This is a genomic window from Aeromonas sanarellii, from assembly GCF_000820085.1.
GTDB lineage: Bacteria > Pseudomonadota > Gammaproteobacteria > Enterobacterales > Aeromonadaceae > Aeromonas > Aeromonas sanarellii.
The window spans coordinates 21340-45949 of sequence record NZ_CDBN01000003.1 but is presented as its reverse complement, the minus strand read 5'-3'; the positions used below and the strand labels follow the sequence as shown (position 1 = coordinate 45949).

The window sequence follows — 24610 nt, the reverse complement described above, 5'->3', positions numbered from 1 at the left end:
TTAGTTTGCACGCAAACAAAATTGCCAGGCCGCCATCCCAGCGCGCGGCCCCACTGCCGGAGAATGCCCATGAATGCCATCAGCCATCAGATCCAACTGCTGCGCCGTCCCACCGGCCTCCCCACCCCGGACGACTTCGCCCTCAGGGAAGTGCCCCTGCCCGCCCTGCAGGAGGGCGAGGTGCTGGTGACCAACCAGTGGCTGTCGGTGGATCCCTACATGCGCGGTCGCATGAGCGAGGCCAAGAGCTATGTGCCTCCCTTCCCCCTGAACGGCCCCCTCGATGGCGGCGCCATCGGCGTGGTGGAAGCCTCGCGTCACCCGGACTTTGCGGTGGGTGACCGGGTGAGCAGCATGCAGGGCTGGCGCGATCGCTTCGTCGCCAACGGCGCTCAGCTGACCAGACTGCCCGACACCCGCTTGCCGCCCCAACTCTTTCTCGGCGCCCTCGGCATGCCGGGTATGACCGCCTGGGCCGGGCTGCACAAGGTGGCCCGCCTGCAGGCGGGCGAGACCCTGCTGGTCTCGGCGTCGTCGGGGGCGGTCGGCACCATGGCGGTTCAGCTCGCCAAGCAGGCTGGCGCCAGGGTCATCGGCTCTACCGGCTCCGCCGACAAGGTCGCCTATCTCAAGACGCTCGGCGCCGATGCGGTGATCAACTACCGGGAGACGCCGGATCTCGATGCCGAGCTGGCACGCCTCGCCCCGGAGGGCATCCACGTCTACTTCGAGAACGTGGGCGGCGCCATGCTGGACGCAGCCCTCAATCACATGGCGCTGCACGGTCGCATCGTGCTGTGCGGTCTCATCGCGCAGTACAACGGCCAGGGGAGCGGGCCGCGCAACCTCGCCCAGGTGATCCGCAAGCGCATCCTGATCCAGGGGCTGCTGGTCTCCGATCACTGGCAGCACTACGGGGAGTTCCTGGCCGAGGCCATCCTGGCCTTCGAGGCCGGCGCCCTGCAGGCCGAGGAGACCGTCAGCACGGGGCTGGCCAGCATGCCGCAGGCCTTTATCGGGCTGTTCGAGGGGCGCAACACCGGCAAGATGCTGGTCAAGCTGGACTGATCCGCAGAACTGGCGCCTGACGCCGCAGACTGCTTGCATGACGGGCCCATCCGCCCTAAGGTGGGCCCGTTTTTCAGGGCGCAATCCGCCGTTTGTGCAAGGAGCATTTCTTATGTCTACCCCCTATCCCCGCGTCGGTGTCGGCGTCATTCTCACCAATGGCCAGGGCCAGGTACTGCTCGGCAAGCGCAAGGGCAGCCATGCCCCCTACTGGTCCATCGCCGGCGGCCATCTGGAACTGGGAGAGACGTTCGAATCGGCAGCGATCCGGGAAGTGGCCGAGGAGACGGGTTTTCAGATCAGCAACCCCAGCGTCATCGCCGTCACCAACAACCTGGAGACCTGGCGTGAGAGCGGCCTGCACTATGTCTCGGTCACCCTGCTGGCCGAGGTAGAGGGAGAGCCCCAGCTGCTGGAGCCGGAGAAGTGCGAAGGCTGGATCTGGTGCGACCCGCGCAATCTGCCCGAGCCCCACTTCGACGCCAGCCGCCAGTCCATCGCCTGCTGGCTGGCCAATCGTTGCTACCTGCCGACCTCGAGCCAGCCCACCCCATAAGCCATCGCCTGCTGGCTGGCGGGGACTGCTATCTGCCATCTTGGCCACCCGAATAGTCATAAAACCTTCATCGCTTTGTCATATCATCCCGCCACTGCCTTTGATGACGGAACAGGAGTGGTGGCGTGGGACAGGTATTCATTCAATTTCTGTGGCTGGGATGTGTCAGCTTTGGCGGGCCGGCCGCCCATATCGGCTATTTTCAGCGCACCTTCGTCGAGCGACTGGGGTGGCTGACCCAGGCCGAATTCGCCCAGTTGCTGGCCCTCTGCCAGCTGCTGCCCGGCCCCGCCTCCAGCCAGCTCGGCTTTGCCATCGGCCGCCACCGGGCCGGGCTCGTCGGCGCCCTGGCCGCCTTCATCGGCTTTACCCTCCCCTCCTTCCTGCTGTTGCTGGCTGCCGCCGTCGGCGTGGGCCTGCTCAGCAACAACCTCTGGCTGGAGGCCGCCCTGCACGGTCTCAAGCTGCTGGCGCTCATCGTGGTGGCCGATGCCGTGCTCACCATGAGCCGCCAGTTCTGCAAGACGACGCTGCAACAGGGGGTCATGGTAGTGACCGCCGCCGCCCTCTGGTGGCAGCCCGGCCTGCAGACCCAGCTCGTCCTGCTGCTCGGGGCGGCCCTGCTCTGCGCCTATCGTGAGCAGGCCGAGGCGGCGCAGGCCCCATCAAAGGATCTGGCGAGCCAGCCTCACTGGCCAACCCTGCTGCTGTTCGCCCTGCTGTTTGTCGGCCTGCCCCTGGTGGCCAGCGGCCCCGCCAGCCAGCTGATCGCCGACTTCTACCGGGCGGGCAGCCTGGTGTTTGGCGGTGGCCACGTGGTGCTGCCCCTGTTGCAGGAGAGCGTGGGGCACAGCCTCAGCCAGCAGCAGTTCCTGACCGGCTACAGCCTGGCCCAGCTGGTGCCCGGCCCCATGTTCACCCTGGCCACCTACCTCGGAGCCATGCTGCTGCCGGCGACCCCGCTGGCGGGCGCCCTGCTGGCCACCCTGACCCTCTTCCTCCCGGGCTTCCTGCTGCTGTGGGCCATGGGTCCCTGCTGGCAACGCTGGCTTGCCCAGCCTCGCCTGGCGGGGGCCGTGGCGGGGATCAACGCCGCCGTGGTGGGCCTGCTGCTGGCCGCCCTCTATCAGCCGGTGTGGCAGAGCGCCGTGCTGGCCCAGACCGATCTGGCGCTGGCCGCCGTCGGCTTCTACCTGCTGCGCGTGCAGAAGCTGCCCATACTGGCGCTGGCCTCCCTGCTGGTAGGCGCCGCCCTGTTGCAGGCCTGAGGCTGAGACGGCAAAAGAAAACGGCGCCCCTGCTGGCAGGGGCGCCGTTTTTTGCATTCGAGGCGGGCAGCGTCAGGCGTCGGGATCGAAGTCCAGGCTCAGGCTGTTGACGCAGTAGCGCTGGCCGGTCTCGGTCGGCCCGTCCGGGAAGACGTGACCCAGGTGGGAGCCGCACTGGCGACAGGTGATCTCCACCCGTTTCATGCCGTGGCTGTTGTCCTCTGTGTAGGTTACTGTCCCCTCGATGGCCCGATCGAACGAGGGCCAACCGCAGCCAGAATCGAATTTGGCATCCGAGTGAAACAGCACGCTCTTGCAGCAGACGCACAGGTAGTCACCGCTCTTGCGGTTGTGCAGCAGGGCGCCGCTGTAGGGCCGCTCCGTCCCCTTCTCCCAGCAGACGTGAAACTGCTCGGCGCTCAACTTGCTGCGCCACTGCTCGGGATTGTTACCGCTCATACTGCCTCCTCGTCATGCTGACCGGGCAGATATGAAACTGCGCGGTTCTCGGGATTGCTACACCACCGTCCAGGATTATTGCCATTCATATGGACTCCTTGCCATGGGTAGCGGTGACCAGCATACCGAGTCAGGCCGTTTCACTCTACCCTGCCAGCGGGAACTGTGATCCCGTTGGCAACACGGCGGCAACATCCTGCGTGGCGACTACCCCCTCCCTGGCCAGGACCACCGCCGGCAGGGCGACCCGCTCCAGCAGCTTGAGGGAGTGGGCGCGCCCGACCGCCACTTGCCGCTTGATGTCGTCCGGCAGGAAGGGCAGGCCGTCGTTGGTGGCGGTGTCTATGGTCTGGATCCACTCCATCCCCTCCCCCGGCGGTGGTAGGCGGAACTGGATGTCGTAATCGCTGGCGTTGAACAGCACGAACCAGCGCTCGCCAGTGCAGCCGATCATGCCGATGTCCATGGCGAACGCCTGGCCCATGGGGGCATGCCAGTCCTGATCGGTGAGCTGGTGGCCGTCCGGGTGGTACCAGTTGACCTGGTGGCAGCTGGTCGCCTTGCCATTCCAGTTGTCGTCGCTCAGCTGCAGGTTGGAGAAGACCCCGGATTCCGCCCGCAGCGCCATCATCTGACGGGTGAAGGCGAGCAGCCGCTCGTCCTCCGGGCGCAACTGCCAGTTGACCCAGCTGATCTGGTTGTCCTGGCAGTAGGCGTTGTTGTTGCCAAGCTGGCTGCGGCCCATCTCGTCCCCGGCGAGGAAGTGCGGCGTCCCCTGGGAGAGCAGCAGGGTGGCGATCAGGTTGCGCTTCTGCTGCTGGCGCAGGTTGTTCACCCTGGGGTCGAGCGTCGGCCCCTCCACCCCGTGGTTATGGGAGAGGTTATGGCCGTGGCCGTCTCTGTTGTCCTCGCCGTTGGCCTGGTTGTGGCGCTGGTTGTAGGAGACCAGATCCTCCAGGGTGAAGCCGTCGTGATAGCAGAGGTAGTTGACGCTGGTGTGGGGGGCGCGCCAGTTCTTAGGGAAGAGATCCCGCGAGCCCACCAGCCGGGTGGCGAAGTCCCCCATCTTGCCCGCGTCGCCGCGCCAGAAGGCGCGCACCGTGTCGCGATAGCGGTCGTTGATCTCCAGCCACTGGCTCGGGAACTGGCCGAGACGATAGCCGAAGGGGCCTATGTCCCAGGGCTCGGCGATGAGCCTGACCCGCGCCAGCACGGGATCCGCCATCATGGCCTTGAAGAAGGCGCTCATGGGTTCGAACTCCCCCGCCTCCCGCGCCAGGGTCACCGCCAGATCGAAGCGGAAACCGTCCACCTGCATCTCGGTGACCCAGTAGCGCAGGGCGTCGAGCACCAGCCGCAGGGTGTTGGGATGATCCAGATTGACGCTGTTGCCACAGCCGGTGACGTTGGCGTGACGGTGGTAGTCCGGGCCGTGGGCCCCCGACTCGAAGGCGTAGTAGCCCGCGTTGTCGAACCCCTTGAACGACAGCATGGGGCCATCGAAGCCGGATTCCGCGGTGTGGTTGTAGACCACGTCCAGGATCACCTCGATCCCGGCCCGGTGCAGCTCCCGCACCATGGTCTTGAACTCGGTTACCGCCTCCTTCGCCGCGTAGCGCGGTTCGGGGGCGAAGAAGGCGATGGGGTTGTAGCCCCAGTAGTTGGTGAGCCCGAGCTGCTCGAGCCTGGGCTCGGACATGAAGGCTGCCACCGGCATCAGCTGCACCGAGGTGACCCCCAGCGACTGCAGGTGCTCGATCATCAGCGGATGGCTGATGCCCAGATAGGTGCCCTGCAGCTCCTTGGGGATCCCGGGGTGCTGGCGGGTGAAACCCTTGACGTGGGTCTCGTAGAGCACGACCCGCTCGGGCGGGATGCCGGGCTTGCCGACCCCCTGCCAGTCGAAGGCATCGTCCACCACCACGGACTTGGCCACCATGGCCGCGCTGTCCCCCTGATAGAGGGCGTCGTCCCAGTAGGTAGGACGGCTCAGTGCCCTGGCATAGGGGTCGATCAGCAGCTTGTCCGGGTCGAACAGCAGGCCGTCCTGGGGGCTGCCATGGACCCGATAACCGTAGCGCTGACCGACCTTGACGCCGCGCACATGGCCGAACCAGTACTGGCCTCGCCGGCCGGGCAGGGCCAGCCGGGCCTGCTCCTGCTCCTGTTCGTCGAACAGGCAGAGCTCCACCTTGTCCGATTGCGGTGCCCAGACGCAGAAGTGGCAGCCCGTCTCGTCGAGCCGGGCCCCCAGCGGGTGATCCACCCCGTTTTCCATTGCGAACATCAAGACTCCTGTTTGATGAACAAGGTCGCGAGCGGCGGCAGATCCAGCACTATGCTGTGCGCCATGCCCTGCCAGGGCGTCGGCTCGGCGACGAAGACCAGACCCACATCATAGTTGCTGCCCCAGTAATGCTCGCTGTCGGTGTTGAGCACCACCCGATAGTGGCCGGCCGCCGGCACCCCGAGGCGATAGCCGACCCGAGGCACCGGGGTGAAGTTGCAGGCCACCATCAGGGGATGCGCCCCCAGCTTGTCCGCCCGTAGCCAGGCGAAGATGCTGTTGTCGGCGTCGTTGTGATCCAGCCAGCGGAAACCGGCCTGTTCATAATCGGCCTGATACAAGGCAGCCTCGTGACGATAGAGGTGGTTGAGATCCCGGATCAGCCGCTGCTGGCCGCCGTGCTTGGGATACTGCAACAGGTGCCAGGGCAGCTGGGCGTCGTGGTTCCACTCGTTGCTCTGGGCGATCTCGGTGCCCATGAAGTTCAGCTTCTTGCCCGGGTGGGCATACATGAAGCCCATGTAGGCGCGCAGGTTCGCGGCCTGCTGCCACTCGTCGCCCGGCATCTTGTAGAGCAGGGAGTGCTTGCCGTGGACCACCTCGTCGTGGGAGAGGGACAGAATGAAGTTCTCGTCATAGTGGTACACCATGGAGAAGGTCATCTCGTTGTGGTGGTAACGGCGGTGGATGGGCTCTTTTTGCATGTAGCTGAGGGTGTCGTGCATCCAGCCCATATTCCACTTGAAGCCAAAACCCAGGCCGCCGAGGAAGGTGGGGCGGGAGACCCCGGCGAAGGCGGTGGACTCCTCGGCGATGGTCATGGCGTGGGGGTACTTGCCGTACACCTCCTCGTTGGTCCACTTCAAGAGGCTGATCGCCTCGTAGTTGTGGTTGCCGCCATCGACGTTCGGCACCCACTCGCCGGCGTTGCGGGAGTAGTCCAGATAGAGCATGGAGGCGACCGCATCCACCCGCAGGCCGTCGACGTGGAACTTGTCGAGCCAGAACAGGGCGCTCGCCACCAGGAACTGGCGCACGGTATCGCGACCGAAGTCATAGATGTAGGAGTTCCAGTCCGGGTGCCAGCCACGGCGCGGATCCTCGTACTCGTAGAGCGGGGTGCCGTCGAAGCGGGCCAGGCCGTGGGCGTCGGACGGGAAGTGGGCGGGCACCCAGTCGAGGATGACGCCGATCCCGGCCTGGTGGCACTGGTCCACGAAGTATTTGAAGTCGTCGGTGCTGCCGTAGCGGCTGGTGGGGGAGAACATGCCCACGGGCTGGTAACCCCAGGAGCCGCTGAACGGGTGCTCGGAGACCGGCAGCAGCTCGATGTGGGTATACTCCATCTCCTTGATGTAGTTCACCAGTTCCACCGCCAGCTCGCGCCAGTTCAGGCTGTCGCCGTTGGGGTGGCGCTTCCAGGAGCCCACGTGCAGCTCGTAGATGGAGAGCGGCTGCTCCCGCTTGTCGTTGCGTTGGCTCTCGCGCCAGGCGGCATCCTGCCACTGGTACTGATCGTGGTCATAGACCACGGAGGCGAACGAGGGGTACTGCTCGCAGTAGAAACCCACCGGGTCGCTCTTGTGGGGCAGCCGGTTGCCCATGGGGTCTTTGAGCTCGAACTTGTAGCGATCCCCGGCCTTGAGCCCCGGCACGAACAGCACCCAGTGACCGCACTGGCTGCGCTGCATGGGGTGGCGACGGCCATCCCAGAAGTTGAAGTCGCCTATGAGGCTCACCGCGGTGGCGCTCGGCGCATAGACGGCGAAGCGCACCCCCTCCACCTGCTGGCCGAGGTGCTCCACTGTGCGCAGTTGTGCACCTAGGGTGTGGTAGAGGTTTTCCGGTTGCCAGGTCAGCTCCGCCAACCCTTCCCAGGCGGCGGCCTGGAACTGGTAGGGGTCTATGATGTCGGCACTGGCGTCGGCGTAGCTGGCGATGAGCTGGTAGGGAAAGGGATTCTTGCGGCGGGTGAAAACAGTTTCAAAGAGGCCCGCTTCGTCAGCGGCGGTCAGGGTGGCAACTATCTTGCCTGACTTGAGGTCTCTGACCCGGACCTCGAGCGCATCGGGCAACCAGGCGGTGAGTTTCAGGCCTGGCCCATCCGGATTGGCCAGCAGGCCTAGATGGGAGAAGGGATCGGCACAGCGGGCGGCAACCAAACGTTCAACGGGCATCGACATTTCCTTTGATGGCTGAACATCCGCTTCGGCCTGGGCCGAAGCGGATGAAAGTGAGTCACATGTTGGCGATTAAGGCTCAACGGCTGGCCTCGTCACGGGCCCGGCTCATCTTGCCCGCCAGATTCTTGAGCGCCTCATCGGCGAAAATATCCTCCAAATCCCGGGAGAGCTTGCGACGCCAGTTGGGGTATTCGTAACTGGTGCCCGGCACGTTGACCGGCTTGTCCATCTCCAGCCAGTCTTCCAGCTGGGTGCTGAACAGGGCACAGCTGCCGCGGGACATGTGCAGTTGCAGACCGTGGTTGAGCTCGGTGTTCATGCCGACCCAGTTCACGTCGTGGCTGATATTGCCAGAGATGACCCCATGGGCATGCAGGCTGTCAAGGATCCGCTGCTTGGCCTGGTGGCGATCAGCATACAGGGTCTTGAGCACCTCTTCATCCGGATACAGGCCCAGTTCGCGTCCCAACGCCAGATCGTCGCAATGCCAGAAGCCCTTGAGGGTCGGCATGTCGTGAGTGGTCAGGGCCGACATCGCCTGCTCGGCGTAGTGGGCCGGGGAGATGAAGCCGCCATCGTCCTTGGAGCGCTCGAAGAAGAACACCTTGTAGGAGTGGACGCCGTTCTCCTTCAGGGTCACGTCGATCCCCTCCGGCACTGTGCCGAGATCCTCGCCGATCAGCAGGCACTGGTTGCGGTGGGATTCGAGGGCCAGGATCCCCAGCAGATCGTTGACCGGGTAATAGATGTAGGCACCCTTGGCGGCGGACTCTCCGGGCGGCACCCACCACAGGCGCAGCAAGGCCATCACGTGGTCGATACGCAGGGCACCGCAGGAGCGCATGTTGGCGCGGAACAGATCCACCATGGGCTGGTAGGCCGCCTCGAACAGCTGGTTCGGGTTCATGGGGGGCAGGCCCCAGTTCTGGCCGAGGGGGCCGAGAATGTCGGGCGGCGCACCGACCGAGGCTTTCGGGCAGTAGAGATCCCGGTTCGCCCAGATCTCGGTGGAGCCTTCGGAGACGCCGACCGCCAGATCCCGGTAGATCCCCATCACCATGCCGGCGGCCTTGGCGCGGGCATCGGCCTGGGCCAGCTGCTCGTCGGCCAGGAACTGCAGGTAGAGGTAGAAGGCCACGTCCTGGTTGTGCTCGGCCATCCAGGCGGCAACGGCCGGGTTGTGGTAGTCACGGAACTGCTCAGGCCAGACCGGCCAGCCCCAGGCGTTGTCGCCCTTGGCATAGAAGTGGGCCTGCAGGGCATCGAACGCCGCCTGCTGTTGCAGGCTGTCGCCACCGGCGGCCACGAAGGCATCGAACGCCGCCTGGCGCTCGGCGCTGAAGCTGGCATGGTCGAACACCTGACGCAGCATGCCGATCTTGGTCTGGATGACGCCGGTGTAGTCCACGTTGTCCTTGACCCGCAGGGAGGTGAGGTGCTGCTGGAAGGCCGGGCTCGCCACCTCCGCCTTCAGGCGATCGTTGCCCAGGAATTCGGGCACCGCCTCCACGTCGATATAGGCGACGTTGAGCCAGCGACGGGAAGAGGGGCTGTAGGGGCTGGCGCTCTCCGGGTTGGCCGGATAGAGAGCATGAATGGGGTTGAGGCCGACGAAGTGGGCGCCCCAGGCGGCTGCTTTCTCCACCAGCTGACCGAGATCGCTGAAGTCGCCGATGCCCCAGTTGTGGCGGCTGCGCAGGCAGTAGAGCTGCACGCTCGGGCCCCACACCTTGCGACCGTTGGCGATGGGCGCCTGCTTGTAGCAGGACTTGGGGGCGACGATGAGACGCATGGTGGCCAGCGGCTCGTCATTGCCCTCTTCCAGCAGGATGAGCTGGTGATAACCCAGCGCCGGCTGGACATCCAGGGTGACGCGATAGGCCTGGCACTCCATCTCCTCGAACTCGGCCACCCCGACCAGCTCACCCTCGATGGGAGTGAATTGACCGGACAGCACGGCACCCTGCTCCTGCTGGAGCTGCCAGCTGAGGGCGTCGTTGACGAATTCGATGGGCAGACGGACTTCGAGGCTGATGGGCTCGCCGCTGCGGACCACCATCACGGGATCCAGCGCGCGCAGCCAATGCTGGCGATGCTCCTGCTCCAGCTGCTCGGTCAGGGCGGCCTCGTCGTCGACGCGGTAACCCATGGCGCCCAGCATGGCGGCCTTGCTCTCTTCGGATACCAGGGCCGGCTGGCCCCAGGCATCAACATACTCACTGGCGATGCCTTTGGCGGCAGCCAGCTGTTCAATCAGGGTGGTCATAGTTTGAGAATTCCCGCTGTGGATTCTGTCTACACTATTTTGTGATTAATTTTTATGGTGGTACTTGAACAGTGGCTCTTTGGCCATGCTAAACCGCGCACATTTTTACATATCTCCCCGGCTGGATGTGTGACCGGGCAGGCACTATTGTTGTTCTCTGCACCCGACGTTGCTGATGATGCATTCAACAAAAGCTGGTAGCCAGTTACATAAACCGAAAATAAATTTCACAGTTTTTCATGATATAGCGCAATTTCGCGCAGATTGTTGGTTGACTCGCAGGTGAGTTCTAGTAAATTTACAAACGGAATTTTCTTTGACTACTGAACAGTTAGGTAACCAATTATGACTATCAAAGTAGGTATTAACGGTTTTGGCCGTATCGGTCGTTTCGTATTCCGTCTGGCCGCTGAGCGTTCCGACATCGAAGTGGTTGGTATCAACGACCTGATCGACGTTGACTACATGGCTTACATGCTGAAGTACGACTCCACCCACGGTCGCTTCAAGGGCACTGTTGAAGTCAAAGACGGCAACCTGATCGTCAACGGCAAAACCGTACGTGTTACCGCTGAGCGTGACCCGGCCAACCTGAAATGGGGCGAGATCGGTGTTGACGTTGTTGCCGAAGCCACCGGCCTGTTCCTGACCGACGAGACCGCTCGCAAGCACATCGCTGCCGGCGCCAAGAAAGTCGTACTGACCGGCCCGTCCAAGGACGCCACCCCGATGTTCGTCATGGGCGTCAACCAGGATTCCTACGCTGGCCAGGACATCGTTTCCAACGCTTCCTGCACCACCAACTGCCTGGCCCCCATCGCCAAGGTTCTGAACGATACCTTCGGTATCGAATCCGGCCTGATGACCACAGTTCACGCTACCACTGCTACCCAGAAGACCGTTGATGGCCCGTCTGCCAAAGACTGGCGCGGTGGCCGCGGCGCGGCTCAGAACATCATCCCGTCCTCTACCGGTGCTGCCAAGGCCGTTGGCGTGGTCATCCCGGAACTGAACGGCAAGCTGACCGGCATGGCCTTCCGCGTTCCGACTCCGGACGTGTCCGTTGTTGACCTGACCGTCAACCTGAAGAAAGAAGCGTCCTACGCTGAAATCTGCCAGGCCATGAAGGCTGCCTCCGAAGGCGCCATGAAGGGCGTGCTGGGCTACACCGAAGACGAAGTGGTTTCCACCGACTTCTTGGGTGAGCGTCAGACCTCCGTGTTCGATGCCAAGGCTGGTATCCAGCTGAACAAGACCTTCGTGAAAGTCGTCTCCTGGTACGACAACGAAATGGGCTACTCCAGCAAGGTTCTGGACCTGATCGCTCACATCTCCAAGTAATTTGGGATGCGCAATCGCGTAGCTTGAAAAAAGGCGGCCAATGGCCGCCTTTTTGTATTCTGAATCACGGACCCTTTCTGAATGTCCCCGAGCACTGGAGCCTTTATGACACCGACACGCACGCTGACTGCCCACTGCACCCTTAGCCAGGACGGCCTGCCCCTGCTGACCATAGACAATGAGCACGCCAGGGCCGAGATCAGCCTGTTTGGCGCCCACGTGCTGAGCTATCGGCGCCATGGCGAGCCCGCCTCCCTCTGGCTCAGCGACAAGGCCGTACTGGATGGCAGCAAGCCCATCCGCGGCGGCATCCCCCTCTGCTGGCCCTGGTTCGGCCCCTCCCCCGCCCGCGTTGGCAGCGGCAAGCCGGCCCATGGCTTCGCCCGCACCAGCCTGTGGACTCTGGACGGCGTCTCCGATCACGGGGATGGCACGCTCGTCCATCTGTCCCTGCGCGACAGCGATGCCAGCCGCACACTCTGGCCCCATGCCTTCGAGCTGGAGCTGGACGTGCTGGTAGGCAAGGAGCTCTCCCTTGTGCTGACCACCCGCAACACCGGCAAGGCGCCGCTCACCTACAATGCCGCCCTGCACACCTATCTGCAGATCAGCGCGCCGGAAGCGGTGACCCTGACCGGCCTGGGCGAGCCTTACCTGGACAAGCTGACCGGCCAGGCCGAACGTCAGCAGGGCCCCCTGACGGTGACGGCGGCCATGGATCGCATCTATCGCCAGCCCGACGCCATGGTCAGCGTGCAGGATGGCGAGCGCACCACCCGGGTGGTCAGCGGCCACCACGACAGCGTGGTGGTCTGGACCCCCTGGCAGGAAGGCGCCAGCGCCATGGCCGACATGAGCGACGACGGTTATCGCACCATGCTTTGCGTCGAGGCCGCCATCACCGACGAGGCCGGAGTCACGGTAGCACCCGACGAGGAACACAGTTTCTCCACCGTGATCCTCTGACGATACGGCTGACGGATAAAGAAAGAGGGCTCCCGCGGGAGCCCTCTTTGCATCTTGTCATCAGAGACGATCAGGCGTTGCCCTGGGTCTTGATCCTGAGCTCGGCGGCAAAATTCAGCATGCGATCCAGCGGGATCAGGGCTTTCAGGCGCAGCGCTTCATCCACCTGGATCTCGTGACGCTCGGCGCCGTCGGTCAGCGCCTCCTTGATCGCCACCAGGCCGTTCATCGCCATCCAGGGGCAGTGGGCGCAGCTGCGGCAGGTGGCGCCATCGCCACCGGTCGGTGCCTCCACCATCTCTTTCTCCGGACAGGCTTGCTGCATCTTGTAGAAGATGCCGCGATCGGTGGCCACGATGAGCTTCTGCTGGGGCAGCTCTTTGGCCGCCTTGATGAGCTGGCTGGTGGAACCCACCGCATCCGCCAGTTCGATGACGGAGGCCGGGGATTCCGGGTGCACCAGCACGGCGGCATCCGGGTTCTGGGCCTTGAGCTCACGCAGCGCCTTGGCCTTGAACTCGTCGTGGACGATGCAGTGGCCCTGCCAACGCAGCATCTCGGCCCCCGTCTTCTTCTCGATATAGGCGCCCAGGTGCCTGTCCGGTCCCCAGATGATCTTGTGACCCTGGCTGTCCAGGTGCTCGACGATCTCCAGCGCAATGCTGGAGGTGACCACCCAGTCGGCTCTCGCCTTCACCGCCGCCGAGGTGTTGGCGTAGACCACCACGATATGGTCGGGATGGGCATCGCAGAAGGCGGAGAACTGGTCAATGGGGCAGCCCAGATCGAGGGAGCACTCCGCCTCCAGGGTCGGCATCAGCACCCGCTTGTGGGGGCTCAGTATCTTTGAGGTCTCCCCCATGAAGCGCACCCCGGCCACGATCAGGGTCTGGGCGGCGTGGTCGCGGCCGAAGCGGGCCATCTCGAGAGAGTCGCCGACAAAGCCGCCGGTGGCCTCGGCCAGGGCCTGGATCTCGGGATCCGTATAATAGTGGGCAACCAGCACGGCCTGGCGCTCCTGCAGCAGCGTCTTGATCTCGGCGATCAGGGTCGCCTTCTGCTCGGCGCTCAGGGGCTTCGGCTTGGCCGGGAAGGGGTAGTCCATCTCGACTACCGGCGGGACATTGTTCAGTGCATTGCTCATTGCGACTGTTCCATCAACGCTTGGAAAGGCCAAAATTATAACCAGAAGCCGCGCACAAACCCATCAACAAATCCAGTACAGTACAACTGTCAGAACCCGCCCGGATCAATCGTTGTCATTCTTGCCAAAAGGAGTTGTCGAATGAAACAACGCTCTCTCAAAACCAAGTTGCTGCTGCTCACCCTTGGACTCTTTCTCGCCAGTGGCGTCGCCATGACGCTGATGCAGTCATCCTCCCTGAACAGCCTGCGCACCGAGATTGTGGCCCAGACTCGCGGCGCCCTGGAGCAGGAGGTCTCACGCGCCCTGCAATTCCAGGCCGAACGCTACGCTCAGCAGATTACCGACCAGTTGCAGCAGGCCTACCAGATACCCCTCGGCATGGCGGCGCAGCTTGAGGGCAGCATGGCCCAGCCTGATCGCATGCTGGGCCGCCCCCAGGTAGAGCTCCTGCTGCACAGTCGTCTGCGCCAGGCAGACGGGATCAGCTCCATCTACGCCCAGTTCGAACCCAACGGTTATGACGGACAGGACGCCGACTGGCAGGGGGGCGCGAGTCACTCGGTTGCCGGCAAGGGCAGCCTGGAGGTCTACTTCACCCGGGAACAGAACGAAAACATAACGCAGCAGACCATAGATGCCGCTACCAGTGACGCCAAGTTCGACACCTCACGCAATGAATTCGGCATCCGCAACAGCGAGTGGTACCTCTGTGGCCGCGACACCCTGCGACCCTGTCTGATGGAGCCCTACCTCTACGAGATAGGCCCGGGCCAGAAGATGCTGATGACCAGCCTGACGGTGCCCATCCTCAAGGAGGGCAAGTTTGTCGGGATCGCCGGTGTCGACATGAACCTGCCCATCTTCCAGCAACTGGCCGAGCAGCTCGGCAAGCAACTCTATGACAACCAGGCCGAGGTGACCCTAGTCAGCAAGATAGGGCTCATCGTCGGCAGCAACCGCCACGCCGGCAAGCTGGGGCGCCCCCTGACGGAGGCCGGACTGGTTGCCCCGAACGGACAGCCTCAGGAGACAGACAGCGATTTCATCCTGCAGCAGCCGATCCGGATCGAGGCTGCTGACAGCCAGTGGTGGCTGATGATCAAGGTGCCCAAGGCACTGGCCCTCAGCCAGGCCGACACCATCAGCAACCAGCTCGGCAGCCTGCTGCAAGCCACCCAGCAGCAGCAGTTGATCGCCATCGTCATCATCACCCTGCTGGCGCTGGCACTGCTCATCTGGTTCATCCAGACCATCACGGCCCCCCTCTCCCTCATCAGTCGCCACGTCTCCCACCTCGCCAGCAATGAGGGCGATCTGACCCAGCAGATGCGCATCGACACCCACCAGGAGCTCATCGAGCTTGGCAGACACCTCAATGCCTTCCTCGGCAAGCTGAGGGCCATGGTGCAGGGCAGCAAGCAGGTAGGGCAGCAGGTACATCAGCAGGCAAGAGGCATGAAGCAGACGGCCGAGACCATGCGCAGCAGCCTGGACGAGCAGAGCCTGGAGCTGGAGAGCGTGGTCAGCGCCATGCACGAGATGAGCACCACTGCGGTCAGCGTGGCGGGCTACGCCGAGCAGGCGGCGCAGGAGTCGGAGGCGGCAACCCACCATGTCAGCAGGGCCCAGCAGACCCTGAGCCAGGCCCGCAGCGAGATCCATACCCTGGTCGAGGACATGCACCAGGCGGACAAGGCGGTCGCCCAGGTGGCGCTGAGCAGCGCCAACATCAGCCGCATTCTCGACGTGATCCGGGCCATCGCCGAACAGACCAACCTGCTGGCCCTCAATGCGGCCATCGAGGCGGCGAGGGCCGGCGACATGGGCAGAGGCTTTGCGGTGGTGGCGGACGAGGTGCGAGCGCTGGCCAACAAGACCCGGGCATCCACCGACGAGATTGGCCAGCTGATTGGCAGTCTGCAGACCGAGGTCACCAGCAGCCAGCAACTGATGAGCATGGGCATCACCCGCTCGGTCAGCACGGTCGAGGGGACAGATCAGGCCTTCGAGGCGCTCGGTCAGGTGGTGGCCCAGATCCAGCAGATCCACGACCACATCAGCCAGGTGGCCACGGCGGCCGAACAGCAGAGCGCCGTCAGCGACACCATCAACCAGAACCTGATGCGGATCGGGGATACCGCCACCACCCTGGGGCAGGAGGCGAGCGCCAGCCATCGCCTGAGCGAGGCGCTGGAGCTGGCGGCCACCACCCTGACGAGCGAACTCGAACGACTGCGGACCTGATGAAAGAGAGAAACGAAAAAGCCCGCATCGCTGCGGGCTTCTCGATATGGTGGTCGTTACTGGGCTCGAACCAGTGACCCCCTCCTTGTAAGGGAGGTGCTCTCCCAGCTGAGCTAAACGACCTGGGATTCTTGAAATGATGGTGGGTCGTGCTGGATTCGAACCAGCGACCAATTGATTAAAAGTCAACTGCTCTACCGACTGAGCTAACGACCCAACTGTATCATTTTTAAAGCATGGTGGTCGTTACTGGGCTCGAACCAGTGACCCCCTCCTTGTAAGGGAGGTGCTCTCCCAGCTGAGCTAAACGACCTGGGATTCTTGAAATGATGGTGGGTCGTGCTGGATTCGAACCAGCGACCAATTGATTAAAAGTCAACTGCTCTACCGACTGAGCTAACGACCCATCTGTATCATTTTTAAAGCATGGTGGTCGTTACTGGGCTCGAACCAGTGACCCCCTCCTTGTAAGGGAGGTGCTCTCCCAGCTGAGCTAAACGACCTGGGATTCTGAAATGATGGTGGGTCGTGCTGGATTCGAACCAGCGACCAATTGATTAAAAGTCAACTGCTCTACCGACTGAGCTAACGACCCATCTGTATCATTTTTTAAAGCATGGTGGTCGTTACTGGGCTCGAACCAGTGACCCCCTCCTTGTAAGGGAGGTGCTCTCCCAGCTGAGCTAAACGACCTGGGATTCTTGAAATGATGGTGGGTCGTGCTGGATTCGAACCAGCGACCAATTGATTAAAAGTCAACTGCTCTACCGACTGAGCTAACGACCCATCTTTATCATTTTTTCTTTCTATTTCAAGAAAGTGGTGGTCGTTACTGGGCTCGAACCAGTGACCCCCTCCTTGTAAGGGAGGTGCTCTCCCAGCTGAGCTAAACGACCTGGGAATCTGTGCGGTCAAGAGTGGTGGGTCGTGTAGGGATCGAACCTACGACCAATTGATTAAGAGTCAACTGCTCTACCGACTGAGCTAACGACCCACATCCTGAACCTGTCACCGACCGCATGTGGCGGACAGTGTTAAATCATGGTGGTCGTTACTGGGCTCGAACCAGTGACCCCCTCCTTGTAAGGGAGGTGCTCTCCCAGCTGAGCTAAACGACCTGGGAATGCTGTCTTCACCCGTTGTGAAGAAATGGTGGGTCGTGCTGGATTCGAACCAGCGACCAATTGATTAAAAGTCAACTGCTCTACCGACTGAGCTAACGACCCTCACCACGACCAGGACCGACTGCACTGCTGCACCGGCTCTGACGGCGGCCTATATTACGGATTTATCATCCTGGCGCAATAGAAAAATCTTAAATTAAATCTGTTTGTTCACTGCGCATACAAAGCAAGAGCATCTTTACAAGACTGTTACTAAAACAGTGACATGCAGCAATGTTACAGCTTGCCCAGGCTCTGCTTGGCCAACTGGGCCGGCGAGGTGTTGGGGTACCCCTTGATCACCTGCTCATAGAAGGCCTTGGCTTCCGCCTTCTTGCCATCGAGCTGGGCCAGCATGCCGAGCTTCAGAAGGGCGTCGGCCCGCTTGGGCGACTTGCTGTACTTGTTTGCCACCGTGGTGAACTGGCTCGCGGCACCGGCTCTGTCGCCCTTGTTGAACATCAGCTGACCGAGCCAGTAATGGGCATTGGGGACATAGCTGGAGCTGGGGAATTGCTTGATGAAGCCCTCGAAGGCGGGGATGGCCTTGTCGTAGTTCTTCTCCTTGAGCACCATGTTCACGGCCGCGTCGTAGGCCTGATTCTCGTCCTGGTTGGTCGAGTAATTGGCTGCCGCAGCAGGGGTCGCAGCAGCGGCGGCTGGCTCTGCCGGGGCGGCGGCAGGCTGGCTGTTCGCCACCTTGTCGAGCTCCTGGTAGAGCTGGCGCTGGCGCTCCTGGGACTGCTCCATCTGGTAGGTCTGCTGCTCCAGCTGGCCGCGCAGTTCGGAGACTTCCCCTTGCAGGGAGTCGACCTGCTGCTGCAATTCGGCCTGCAGGCGCAGACGGGCGTTGAGGGTGCGTTCCAGCAGGGCGACCCTGTCTTCCAGACTGCCCGTCGGCACTATGGCACCGTTGTTGCCACTGAGGGCCACGGCACTGCCGCTGTCGCCACTGAGATCGCTCACCGGTGCCGCCGCTTGCGCATTCAGAGCAACCAATACCGCCAGCGCAACAACAGCTTGCTTGTACACAGATTTCATTCGGATCAAACCTTAGCGTTTAGTGCAAATAAAACGGCCAGCGCCATAGTCGCTCGCTGATACAGATTTCATTCGGATCAAACCTTGGCGTTTAGTGCAAATAAAACGGCCATCGAAATGGCCGCTTGCATATAAACGAACTTCGTTCGATTCAAACCTTAGTAAACCAGGACCGCACGGCGGTTCTTGGCAAAGGCTTCCTCGGTGTGGGACAGATCCAGCGGCTTCTCTTCGCCATAGCTGACGATGGAGAGCTGCTCGGCCTGCACACCCAGGGTTTGCAGATACTTGGCAACGGCCTTGGCACGACGCTCGCCCAGTGCGATGTTGTATTCCGGAGTGCCGCGCTCATCCGCGTGGCCTTCGATCAATACCTTGACGCTCGGACGCTCACGCAGGTAGCTGGCGTGGGCATCCAGCAGGTCGGCGTACTGACCCTGGATGTCGTAGCCATCGTACGGGAAGTAGATCACGTTGTCGCGCTGCAGCGCTTCGAACTTCTGACGCATCTGCTCTTCCGGGGACAACATGCCGTTGGCGCCGCCGGTTTGTACACCGCCCATGCCGTCGGTCATGCCGGACTCGGCGCCAGCGGCGTCGGAGTCGGAAGAGGAGCTACAGGCGGCCAGGGTGAACAGTGGCAGTGCGATGGCCAGACCCTTGAGCAGTTTATTGAGTTGCATGCTATTTCCTTAAACCTTTATAACAAAACAAAAAACAAGCGATTTTTTTATCAATTCAAGAAGGGCGACCAAGCTGGTGCACGAATTTCACCGCTACTGGTCGGAAGCACTGCCTTGAAGCGACCGTCGGTCGACACCAATGCAAGACTCTTACGACCCTGATAGATGGTGGCATAAATGATCATGCTGCCATTGGGAGCCACACTTGGCGATTCATCCAGAGCACTCTGAGTCAGTACCAGCATGGCTCCGTTTTCCATATCCTGGCGAGCGATGCGATATTGTCCCTGAACCCGGGTCACCATCACCATGGACTTGCCGTCCGGCGTGATGGATGCCCCCTGGTTGGAATCCCCTTCCCAGGTCATCCGGCGAGTGACGCCAGTCGCCAAATTTACGCTATAAATCTGGGGTTTGCCACCACGTTCAGAGGTGAACAGCAAAGTTTGACCGTCCGGCATCCAGGAGGGTTCGGTGTCTATGGTGCGGTTATTTGTGACTCGAGTGAGTTGCTTGCTAGCAACATCAACAACATAGAGATCCGGCTGCCCGTCCTTGGACAAAACGATAGCCAAACGACGACCATCCGGCGACCACTCAGGGGCACCGTTGATGCCGCGGAAGCTGGTGATCATGCTGCGCTGCTGGGTGTAGATGTCCTGCACGTAGATCTCGGACTTCTGGTTCTCGAAGCTCACGTAGGCCAGCTTGCTGCCATCCGGCGACCAGGCCGGGGACATCAGCGGCTCGCGGGAGCGCAGCAGGGTCTTCTCGTTGTAGCCGTCGTAGTCGGAGATGCGCAGCTGGTACGGGAACTGGGTGCCCTGCTGGACCGATACATAGGCCAACCGGGTCAGGAAGGCGCCACGCTCACCGGTCAGACGCTCGTAGACGATGTCGGAGATGCGGTGGGCGAACTGGCGCATCTGGGCACCCGGGATGGTCGCCATGCGGCTGTCCAGGATGTAACCGTTCGCCTCGCCGCCCTGGGCCTTGGCCAGCTGGCCCTTCAGCACATCGACCAGCTCGAAGTTGATCTTGTAGGTGCCGTCACCCACGGCGGCGATGGAGCCGACCACCACGGCCTCCACCCCCTGGGAAGCCCAGGGCGCGAAGTTGATCTCGCCGCTGGTGCTCGGGGTCTGCGGCATCTGGCTGCGGGACAGGGGCTTGAACTTGCCACTGCGCATCAGGTCGTTGGAAACCACCTCGGCGATGTCCTGCGGCAACTGGCCATTGCCCTCCCACTTGAAGGGGGCGATGGCGATGGGGCGCGCACTGTCGATACCGCCGGTGATGACGATGTCCAAGGCCGCCTGAGCGCTCTGGCCTAGCAGAAGGCAGCCAACCAAAGCAAAAAACACTTTTCTTATCATGGCTTAAACTCTCAGTTCCAATTTGAGATTCGACTCTCTGACCAACAAAATATTGTTAACCAAAGCAGCAGTGCTTTCTTTGTAATCACTTAAATTTGCGGAGCCAACTGAAGACTCAACTCCTTCATCATTTCGAATGCCGCCGGATCCTTCGGCACCGGCAACTGATTGGCCTTCAGCACCGCCGCCTTGCCGGAGCGGCAGACAGCCGGGTCGCCCTGGCCGTTGTCCACCGAGATGACGAAGCCGCTGCTGGCCAACTTGACACCGATAGTACAGGTTTTGCCCCGCATGGTGGGATCCAAAATCATGTAACGCTCGACCGTGGCCTTGATGAGGGCGGCGTACTTGTCGACCTCGCCCTTGGCGGCAGCAGACGCAGCCTGACTGCGCGCATTGGCTTCAGCCGCCAGTTGCTGCTCCATCATGGCTTCCATCTCTTTTTGCAGCTTGGCCTCCTCGGCCGCCTTGCGTTTGCGCTCCGCCTCTATCTTGGCTTTCTTCTCAGCCTCGGCCTTCGCCTTCTTCTCTGCGTCAGCTTTTGCCTTCTTGTCAGCCTCGATCTTGGCCTTCTTCTCGGCCTCCGCCTTGGCTTTCTTCTCTGCTTCCGCCTTCGCTTTCTTCTCCGCTTCGGCCTTGGCCTTCTTCTCGGCCTCCGCCTTCTTGGCCTTGGCCTCTTCCGCCTTGGCCTTCTCCTCGGCCTGCTTCTTCTCCAGCTCTTTCTTTTTCTTCAGCGCCAGCGCCTTGGCCTCTTCCGCCGCCTTGCGTTCGGCTTCGGCCTTCTTGGTCTTCTGCTCCTCGAGTTTGCGGGCTTCCTCGGCTTTCTGGGCCTTCTCTTCCGCCTGCTTCTGTTCAGCCTCTTTCTTCTGCTTGTCGGCCTCGGCCTTGCGGGTCGCCTCCTCGGCCTGCTTGCGCTTGGTCTCGGCGATGCGCAGGCGCTCCTGCTCCTGTGCCAGCTCGCGCTTGACGCGCTCGGCGTCTTCCTTGTCCTTCTGCTGTTGCACCGCCTTGGGCTGGGCCTGCTTCTGCTGCTGGATTTGCTGCATCTGCTGTTCCAGCATTTCGCTGTCCATCATGACCGCATTGACGATCTGTCCCTTGGACTCGGGGCGCTTGGGTTTGCTGAAGTCGACGCCGACCAGCAGGATGATGCCGATGATCAGATGCAGCAGCAGCGACGCGACGAGATAACCGGAAATACCACGCTTCACATCCATCTCCGTCAGTTCACCGGATCCGTCATCAGACCAACCTGAGGCACACCGGCTTTCTTGAGGGCCACCATCAGCAGGATCACCTCTTCGTAACGCACGGACTTGTCACCGGCCACCACCACGGGGGCGTTCTGGTTGATGGCCAGGTAGCCCATGGCCTTCTCGGTGATGTATTGCTGCATCGCCTCTGGCGTGCCGCTCGGCACCGGCTCGTCATCGGCTTCGCCGGCCTTGATGACGTACTCGCTCTCGGTGTTCACGCTGACGATGAAAGGCGGCTTGGAATCTTCCGGCAACTGCTCGGATTCCGCCTGGGGCAGATCCACCTTGACCCCCTGCGTGATCACCGGCGTCACCGCCATGAAGATGATGAGCAGCACCAGCATGACGTCGATGTAGGGCACCACGTTGATCTCGGCGACCTTCTTGCGTTTGAGCCGCTGATAGGTTTGCATTACTTCTCACCCTGCTGTGCGATTTGGCGGTTCAGTATGGTGGTGAACTCGTCCATGAAGTTGGCGTAGGCGTTTTCCAGCCGCTCGACCTTGTTGGTGAAGCGGTTGTAGAAGATAACGGCCGGGATGGCGGCGAACAGGCCCATGGCGGTGGCGATCAGCGCCTCCGCGATGCCGGGCGCCACCATCTGCAGGGTCGCCTGCTGCACCTGACCCAGGGCGATAAAGGCGTTCATGATCCCCCAGACGGTACCGAACAGACCGATATAGGGGCTGATGGAGCCGATGGTCGCCAGCACCGGCAGGTTGGACTCGAGATCGTCCACCGCGCGGGACAGGGAGACCCGCATGGCGCGATAGGTACCGTCCATCACCGCATCCTGGCCGCGAGCCCCAGCCTTGAGCAGGCGGGCATACTCCTTGAAGCCGGAGTAGAAGATGTCTTCCATGCCTTCGATGTCGTCACGACGGGAAGAGGACTCCTGGTAGAGGCGATTGAGATCGACCCCGGACCAGAATCTGTCTTCAAACTGCTCGGAGGCGAGATTGGCCGCCTTGATGACCTTGGAACGCTGGATGATCAGCGCCCAGGAGACGACCGACATGCCCATCAGGGTCATCATGACCAGTTTGACCAACAGACTGGCTTGCCAGAACAGGCCAATAAACGAAATTTCAGCGTGCACTTAACAGCACTCCCTTGATTTTTTCAGGTATTGCGACAGGTTTCATTTGCGGATGGCTGACACAGGCAATCTGAACCATGGCCTGGGTGATCAGCCGCCCATCAGCCGCCAGTATCTGCTGTGAAAAGCGCATGGAGGCACGTTTCACTTCAGTCACTTGCGTCAGTACGGTCAGCAGTTCGTTGAAGCGGGCGGCGGCGCGAAAGTCGATCTCGGTGCGACTCACCACGAAGGCGATGCCCTCCTGCAGCAGGACATCCTGTTCGATGCCGCCGGCGCGCAGGAATTCGGTGCGGGCCCGTTCCATAAACTTGAGATAGTTGGCGTTGTAGACGATGCCTCCGGCGTCCGTGTCTTCGTAGTAGACACGCACCGGAAACTCAGAGACTTCCCCCATAAAAATCTGTGATCCATTCGACAGTCAGATGGGGGGCTATCATAGCGCAGGGCTGAATAGGAAAGAAGCAGGGGGAGACAGGGAAATCCCATCTCCCCCCGTTTTTTATGGCAGGAAATAACCCGTTCCCGGACAGACTCCGCCGAACATACCAGACGGGCTGAAGCCGGGATAACACCGCCACCCCCGAGGGGACGAAAAACAGGGGGAGACGGCTAAACGCCGGCCTCCCCCTCTGCATTCATGACAGGTAATAGCTGCTGGTCAGCCAGAGCCCGTACAACAGGCTTGGCAGGGCGAGCCAGGGAAAGAACAGCACGCGGCCGACCAGGCTGCGAGGATGGAATCCCAGGCCGTGCATGACCCCGCAGCAGACCGCCCACATCAGCCAAGGCGCGAGCCAGAGACCGTGGTCACTGGTATTCGCCGCGACCAGGTTCGGTGCCTGCAGGATGGCGACGGCCAACAGGGCCGCCGCCAGCAGCATCAGACCCTGCCATGGCTGGCGCTCCAGGGGAGCGGCCAGCCGGGCAAGCCTGTCACTTGTCTTCATCTATCTGACGATCCAGGTTCTCGGTGTGCTCCAGCCAGAGCGCATTGATGATGCCAAACGCACAGGCCAGCAGCAGCCCCAGGATCCAGGTGAAATACCACATATCAGGGCACCTTCTTAGTAGAGCGATTGTTGGTTGTCTTCGATGTGCTTGTTACTCACCCGGCCGAACATCTTGATATAGGTCCAGATGGTGTAAGCCAGCACGGTCGGTACGAAGACGACTGCGACTACCGTCATCACCTTGAGGGTGTTGAAGGAGGCGGTGGAATCCCACATGGTCAGGCTCTGGGACGGCTCCAGGCTCGAGGGCATCACGAACGGGAACATGGAGAAGCCCGCCGTCAGTATGATGCCGGCGATGGCCAGGGAGGAGAACAGGAACGCCACCCAGCCCTTGTCCAGCTTGGCCGCCACTGCGGTCAGCAGGCACATCGCCAGACCCAGCACGGGGGCGGCGATCATCCAGGGGTAGAGGCCGTAGTTCTGCATCCAGGCACCGGCCTGCACCACCACTTCCTTGTGAAGCGGGTTGGTGACGGCGTCGGTGGCGACGGAGCCCACGATCACATAGCCATCCATGCCGCTCACCCAGACACCGGCCAGGGCGAACAGCACCAGGGTCAGCAGGGAGAAGATCATGGCGGCGGTGCGGGAACGCGCCAGCACTTCACCTTCGGTCTTCATCATCAACCAGGTCGCGCCCTGGGTGATGATCATGAAGAGGCTCACCAGACCGGCCAGCAGGCCGAACGGATTGAGCAGGCCGAAGAAGTTGCCGTGATAGGTCATCATCAGGAACTGGTTGAAGCTGAACGGTACCCCCTGCAGCAGGTTGCCGAACGCCACCCCGAAGATGACGGGTGGGATGGCACTACCGGCGAACAGGGCCCAGTCCCAGTTGGAGCGCCACTTGGCGTCTTCCTGCAGGGAGCGGTACTTGAAGCCGACCGGACGGAAGAACAGCGCCATCAGGGTCAGGATCATGGCGATGTAGAAGCCGGAGAAGGCCGCCGCATAGACCATGGGCCAGGCGGCGAACAGGGCGCCACCAGCGGTCACCAGCCAGACCTGGTTGCCCTCCCAGTGCGGTCCCATGGTGTTGAGCATCACCCGACGCTCCACATCCTTCTTGCCGACGAAGGGGAGCAGGGCGCCCACCCCCATATCGAAACCGTCGGTGATGGCGAAACCGATCAGCAGCACGCCGACCAGCACCCACCAGACCAGACGCAACAGTTCGTAATCAAACATGGG

Annotated in this window: 21 protein-coding genes and 12 tRNA genes; 6 read left to right on the top strand and 27 right to left on the bottom strand. The window is 61.9% G+C overall.

All coding sequences use genetic code 11. The annotated features are described in order from the left end of the window. The first annotated feature begins 69 nt into the window (after positions 1–69). The 3 genes from BN1132_RS00600 to chrA all read left to right on the top strand — a co-directional run bounded on the left by BN1132_RS00600 (position 70) and on the right by chrA (position 2892). Positions 70–1068 carry an NADP-dependent oxidoreductase gene (locus BN1132_RS00600; RefSeq protein ID WP_042074131.1) on the top strand — a complete coding sequence of 333 codons (999 nt, stop codon included), beginning with the start codon at positions 70–72 and terminating at the stop codon, positions 1066–1068. 112 nt (positions 1069–1180) lie between these two features. Continuing rightward, the gene (locus tag BN1132_RS00595; RefSeq protein WP_042074129.1) at positions 1181–1624 is read left to right on the top strand and encodes a nucleotide triphosphate diphosphatase NUDT15; all 444 of its coding nucleotides are present in this window, start codon (positions 1181–1183) and stop codon (positions 1622–1624) included. Positions 1625–1749: 125 nt separating this feature from the next. Further along, entirely contained in the window at positions 1750–2892 is a 1143-nt protein-coding gene (gene chrA / locus BN1132_RS00590) for a chromate efflux transporter (protein ID WP_042074127.1), read from the top strand. Positions 2893–2964: 72 nt separating this feature from the next. Here the strand turns inward: chrA and msrB are convergent, their stop codons facing one another. The 4 genes from msrB to malQ all read right to left on the bottom strand — a co-directional run bounded on the left by msrB (position 2965) and on the right by malQ (position 10087). Further along, positions 2965–3351, bottom strand: coding sequence for a peptide-methionine (R)-S-oxide reductase MsrB (msrB, locus tag BN1132_RS00585; protein WP_042074125.1), 387 nt, complete (start codon positions 3349–3351; stop codon positions 2965–2967). A 145-nt stretch (positions 3352–3496) separates the two neighbouring features. Then, the gene (gene glgX, locus BN1132_RS00580; RefSeq protein ID WP_042074123.1) at positions 3497–5638 is read right to left on the bottom strand and encodes a glycogen debranching protein GlgX; all 2142 of its coding nucleotides are present in this window, start codon (positions 5636–5638) and stop codon (positions 3497–3499) included. Then, positions 5638–7815 (bottom strand): 1,4-alpha-glucan branching protein GlgB, encoded by a 2178-nt coding sequence (gene glgB / locus BN1132_RS00575; protein ID WP_042074122.1) that lies wholly within the window; start codon positions 7813–7815, stop codon positions 5638–5640. The genes glgX and glgB overlap by 1 nt, the downstream gene beginning before the upstream one ends. Positions 7816–7897: 82 nt before the next feature. After that, on the bottom strand, positions 7898–10087 hold the full coding sequence (gene malQ, locus BN1132_RS00570; protein ID WP_042074120.1) for a 4-alpha-glucanotransferase: 2190 nt from the start codon (positions 10085–10087) through the stop codon (positions 7898–7900). Positions 10088–10432: 345 nt separating this feature from the next. On the opposite strand from malQ, the gene gap reads away from it, so the two are divergent. Continuing rightward, complete coding sequence (gene gap, locus BN1132_RS00565) at positions 10433–11428, top strand: type I glyceraldehyde-3-phosphate dehydrogenase (protein ID WP_042074119.1); 996 nt, start codon at positions 10433–10435, stop codon at positions 11426–11428. A 105-nt stretch (positions 11429–11533) separates the two neighbouring features. Then, positions 11534–12394, top strand: a complete 861-nt coding sequence (locus BN1132_RS00560) for a D-hexose-6-phosphate mutarotase (protein WP_042074117.1) — start codon at positions 11534–11536, stop codon at positions 12392–12394. A gap of 70 nt (positions 12395–12464) precedes the next feature. Here the strand turns inward: BN1132_RS00560 and nadA are convergent, their stop codons facing one another. Beyond that, positions 12465–13538, bottom strand: coding sequence for a quinolinate synthase NadA (gene nadA, locus BN1132_RS00555; RefSeq protein WP_042074116.1), 1074 nt, complete (start codon positions 13536–13538; stop codon positions 12465–12467). 141 nt (positions 13539–13679) lie between these two features. On the opposite strand from nadA, the gene BN1132_RS00550 reads away from it, so the two are divergent. After that, complete coding sequence (locus tag BN1132_RS00550) at positions 13680–15785, top strand: methyl-accepting chemotaxis protein (RefSeq protein WP_042074115.1); 2106 nt, start codon at positions 13680–13682, stop codon at positions 15783–15785. Positions 15786–15832: 47 nt separating this feature from the next. Here BN1132_RS00550 and BN1132_RS00545 read toward each other — a convergent pair. The 22 genes from BN1132_RS00545 to cydB all read right to left on the bottom strand — a co-directional run bounded on the left by BN1132_RS00545 (position 15833) and on the right by cydB (position 24607). Beyond that, a tRNA-Val gene (locus tag BN1132_RS00545) sits at positions 15833–15908 on the bottom strand. A gap of 17 nt (positions 15909–15925) precedes the next feature. After that, positions 15926–16001, bottom strand: a tRNA-Lys gene (locus BN1132_RS00540). A 21-nt stretch (positions 16002–16022) separates the two neighbouring features. Then, positions 16023–16098: transfer RNA gene (locus BN1132_RS00535), tRNA-Val, on the bottom strand. Between the two features lie 17 nt (positions 16099–16115). Next, positions 16116–16191 (bottom strand) — tRNA-Lys (locus BN1132_RS00530). A 21-nt stretch (positions 16192–16212) separates the two neighbouring features. Continuing rightward, positions 16213–16288, bottom strand: a tRNA-Val gene (locus BN1132_RS00525). A 16-nt stretch (positions 16289–16304) separates the two neighbouring features. Then, a tRNA-Lys gene (locus tag BN1132_RS00520) sits at positions 16305–16380 on the bottom strand. Between the two features lie 22 nt (positions 16381–16402). Further along, positions 16403–16478: transfer RNA gene (locus BN1132_RS00515), tRNA-Val, on the bottom strand. Between the two features lie 17 nt (positions 16479–16495). Further along, positions 16496–16571: transfer RNA gene (locus BN1132_RS00510), tRNA-Lys, on the bottom strand. A gap of 34 nt (positions 16572–16605) precedes the next feature. Beyond that, positions 16606–16681 (bottom strand) — tRNA-Val (locus BN1132_RS00505). Between the two features lie 22 nt (positions 16682–16703). Further along, positions 16704–16779, bottom strand: a tRNA-Lys gene (locus tag BN1132_RS00500). A gap of 48 nt (positions 16780–16827) precedes the next feature. Beyond that, positions 16828–16903: transfer RNA gene (locus BN1132_RS00495), tRNA-Val, on the bottom strand. 32 nt (positions 16904–16935) lie between these two features. Next, positions 16936–17011, bottom strand: a tRNA-Lys gene (locus BN1132_RS00490). A 174-nt stretch (positions 17012–17185) separates the two neighbouring features. Continuing rightward, a complete protein-coding gene (gene ybgF, locus BN1132_RS00485; RefSeq protein ID WP_042074113.1) occupies positions 17186–17989 on the bottom strand; it encodes a tol-pal system protein YbgF in 804 nt (267 codons plus the stop codon). A 158-nt stretch (positions 17990–18147) separates the two neighbouring features. Continuing rightward, positions 18148–18672: a peptidoglycan-associated lipoprotein Pal gene (gene pal, locus BN1132_RS00480; RefSeq protein WP_010672877.1), complete on the bottom strand. Its 525-nt coding sequence runs from the start codon at positions 18670–18672 to the stop codon at positions 18148–18150. A 50-nt stretch (positions 18673–18722) separates the two neighbouring features. Next, positions 18723–20048 (bottom strand): Tol-Pal system beta propeller repeat protein TolB, encoded by a 1326-nt coding sequence (tolB, locus tag BN1132_RS00475; RefSeq protein ID WP_042074111.1) that lies wholly within the window; start codon positions 20046–20048, stop codon positions 18723–18725. Between the two features lie 89 nt (positions 20049–20137). After that, the gene (tolA, locus tag BN1132_RS00470; RefSeq protein WP_042074110.1) at positions 20138–21265 is read right to left on the bottom strand and encodes a cell envelope integrity protein TolA; all 1128 of its coding nucleotides are present in this window, start codon (positions 21263–21265) and stop codon (positions 20138–20140) included. 5 nt (positions 21266–21270) lie between these two features. After that, a complete protein-coding gene (tolR, locus tag BN1132_RS00465; RefSeq protein WP_042074109.1) occupies positions 21271–21717 on the bottom strand; it encodes a protein TolR in 447 nt (148 codons plus the stop codon). Next, positions 21717–22403, bottom strand: a complete 687-nt coding sequence (gene tolQ / locus BN1132_RS00460) for a protein TolQ (protein ID WP_042074107.1) — start codon at positions 22401–22403, stop codon at positions 21717–21719. The genes tolR and tolQ overlap by 1 nt, the downstream gene beginning before the upstream one ends. Continuing rightward, positions 22393–22800, bottom strand: a complete 408-nt coding sequence (gene ybgC / locus BN1132_RS00455) for a tol-pal system-associated acyl-CoA thioesterase (protein WP_042074106.1) — start codon at positions 22798–22800, stop codon at positions 22393–22395. The genes tolQ and ybgC overlap by 11 nt, the downstream gene beginning before the upstream one ends. Positions 22801–23041: 241 nt before the next feature. Beyond that, entirely contained in the window at positions 23042–23287 is a 246-nt protein-coding gene (locus tag BN1132_RS00450) for a cyd operon YbgE family protein (RefSeq protein ID WP_209428935.1), read from the bottom strand. 52 nt (positions 23288–23339) lie between these two features. Then, positions 23340–23456: a cytochrome bd-I oxidase subunit CydX gene (cydX, locus tag BN1132_RS19245; protein WP_005331536.1), complete on the bottom strand. Its 117-nt coding sequence runs from the start codon at positions 23454–23456 to the stop codon at positions 23340–23342. 14 nt (positions 23457–23470) lie between these two features. Beyond that, positions 23471–24607, bottom strand: coding sequence for a cytochrome d ubiquinol oxidase subunit II (gene cydB, locus BN1132_RS00440; protein ID WP_042074103.1), 1137 nt, complete (start codon positions 24605–24607; stop codon positions 23471–23473). Positions 24608–24610: the final 3 nt, after the last annotated feature.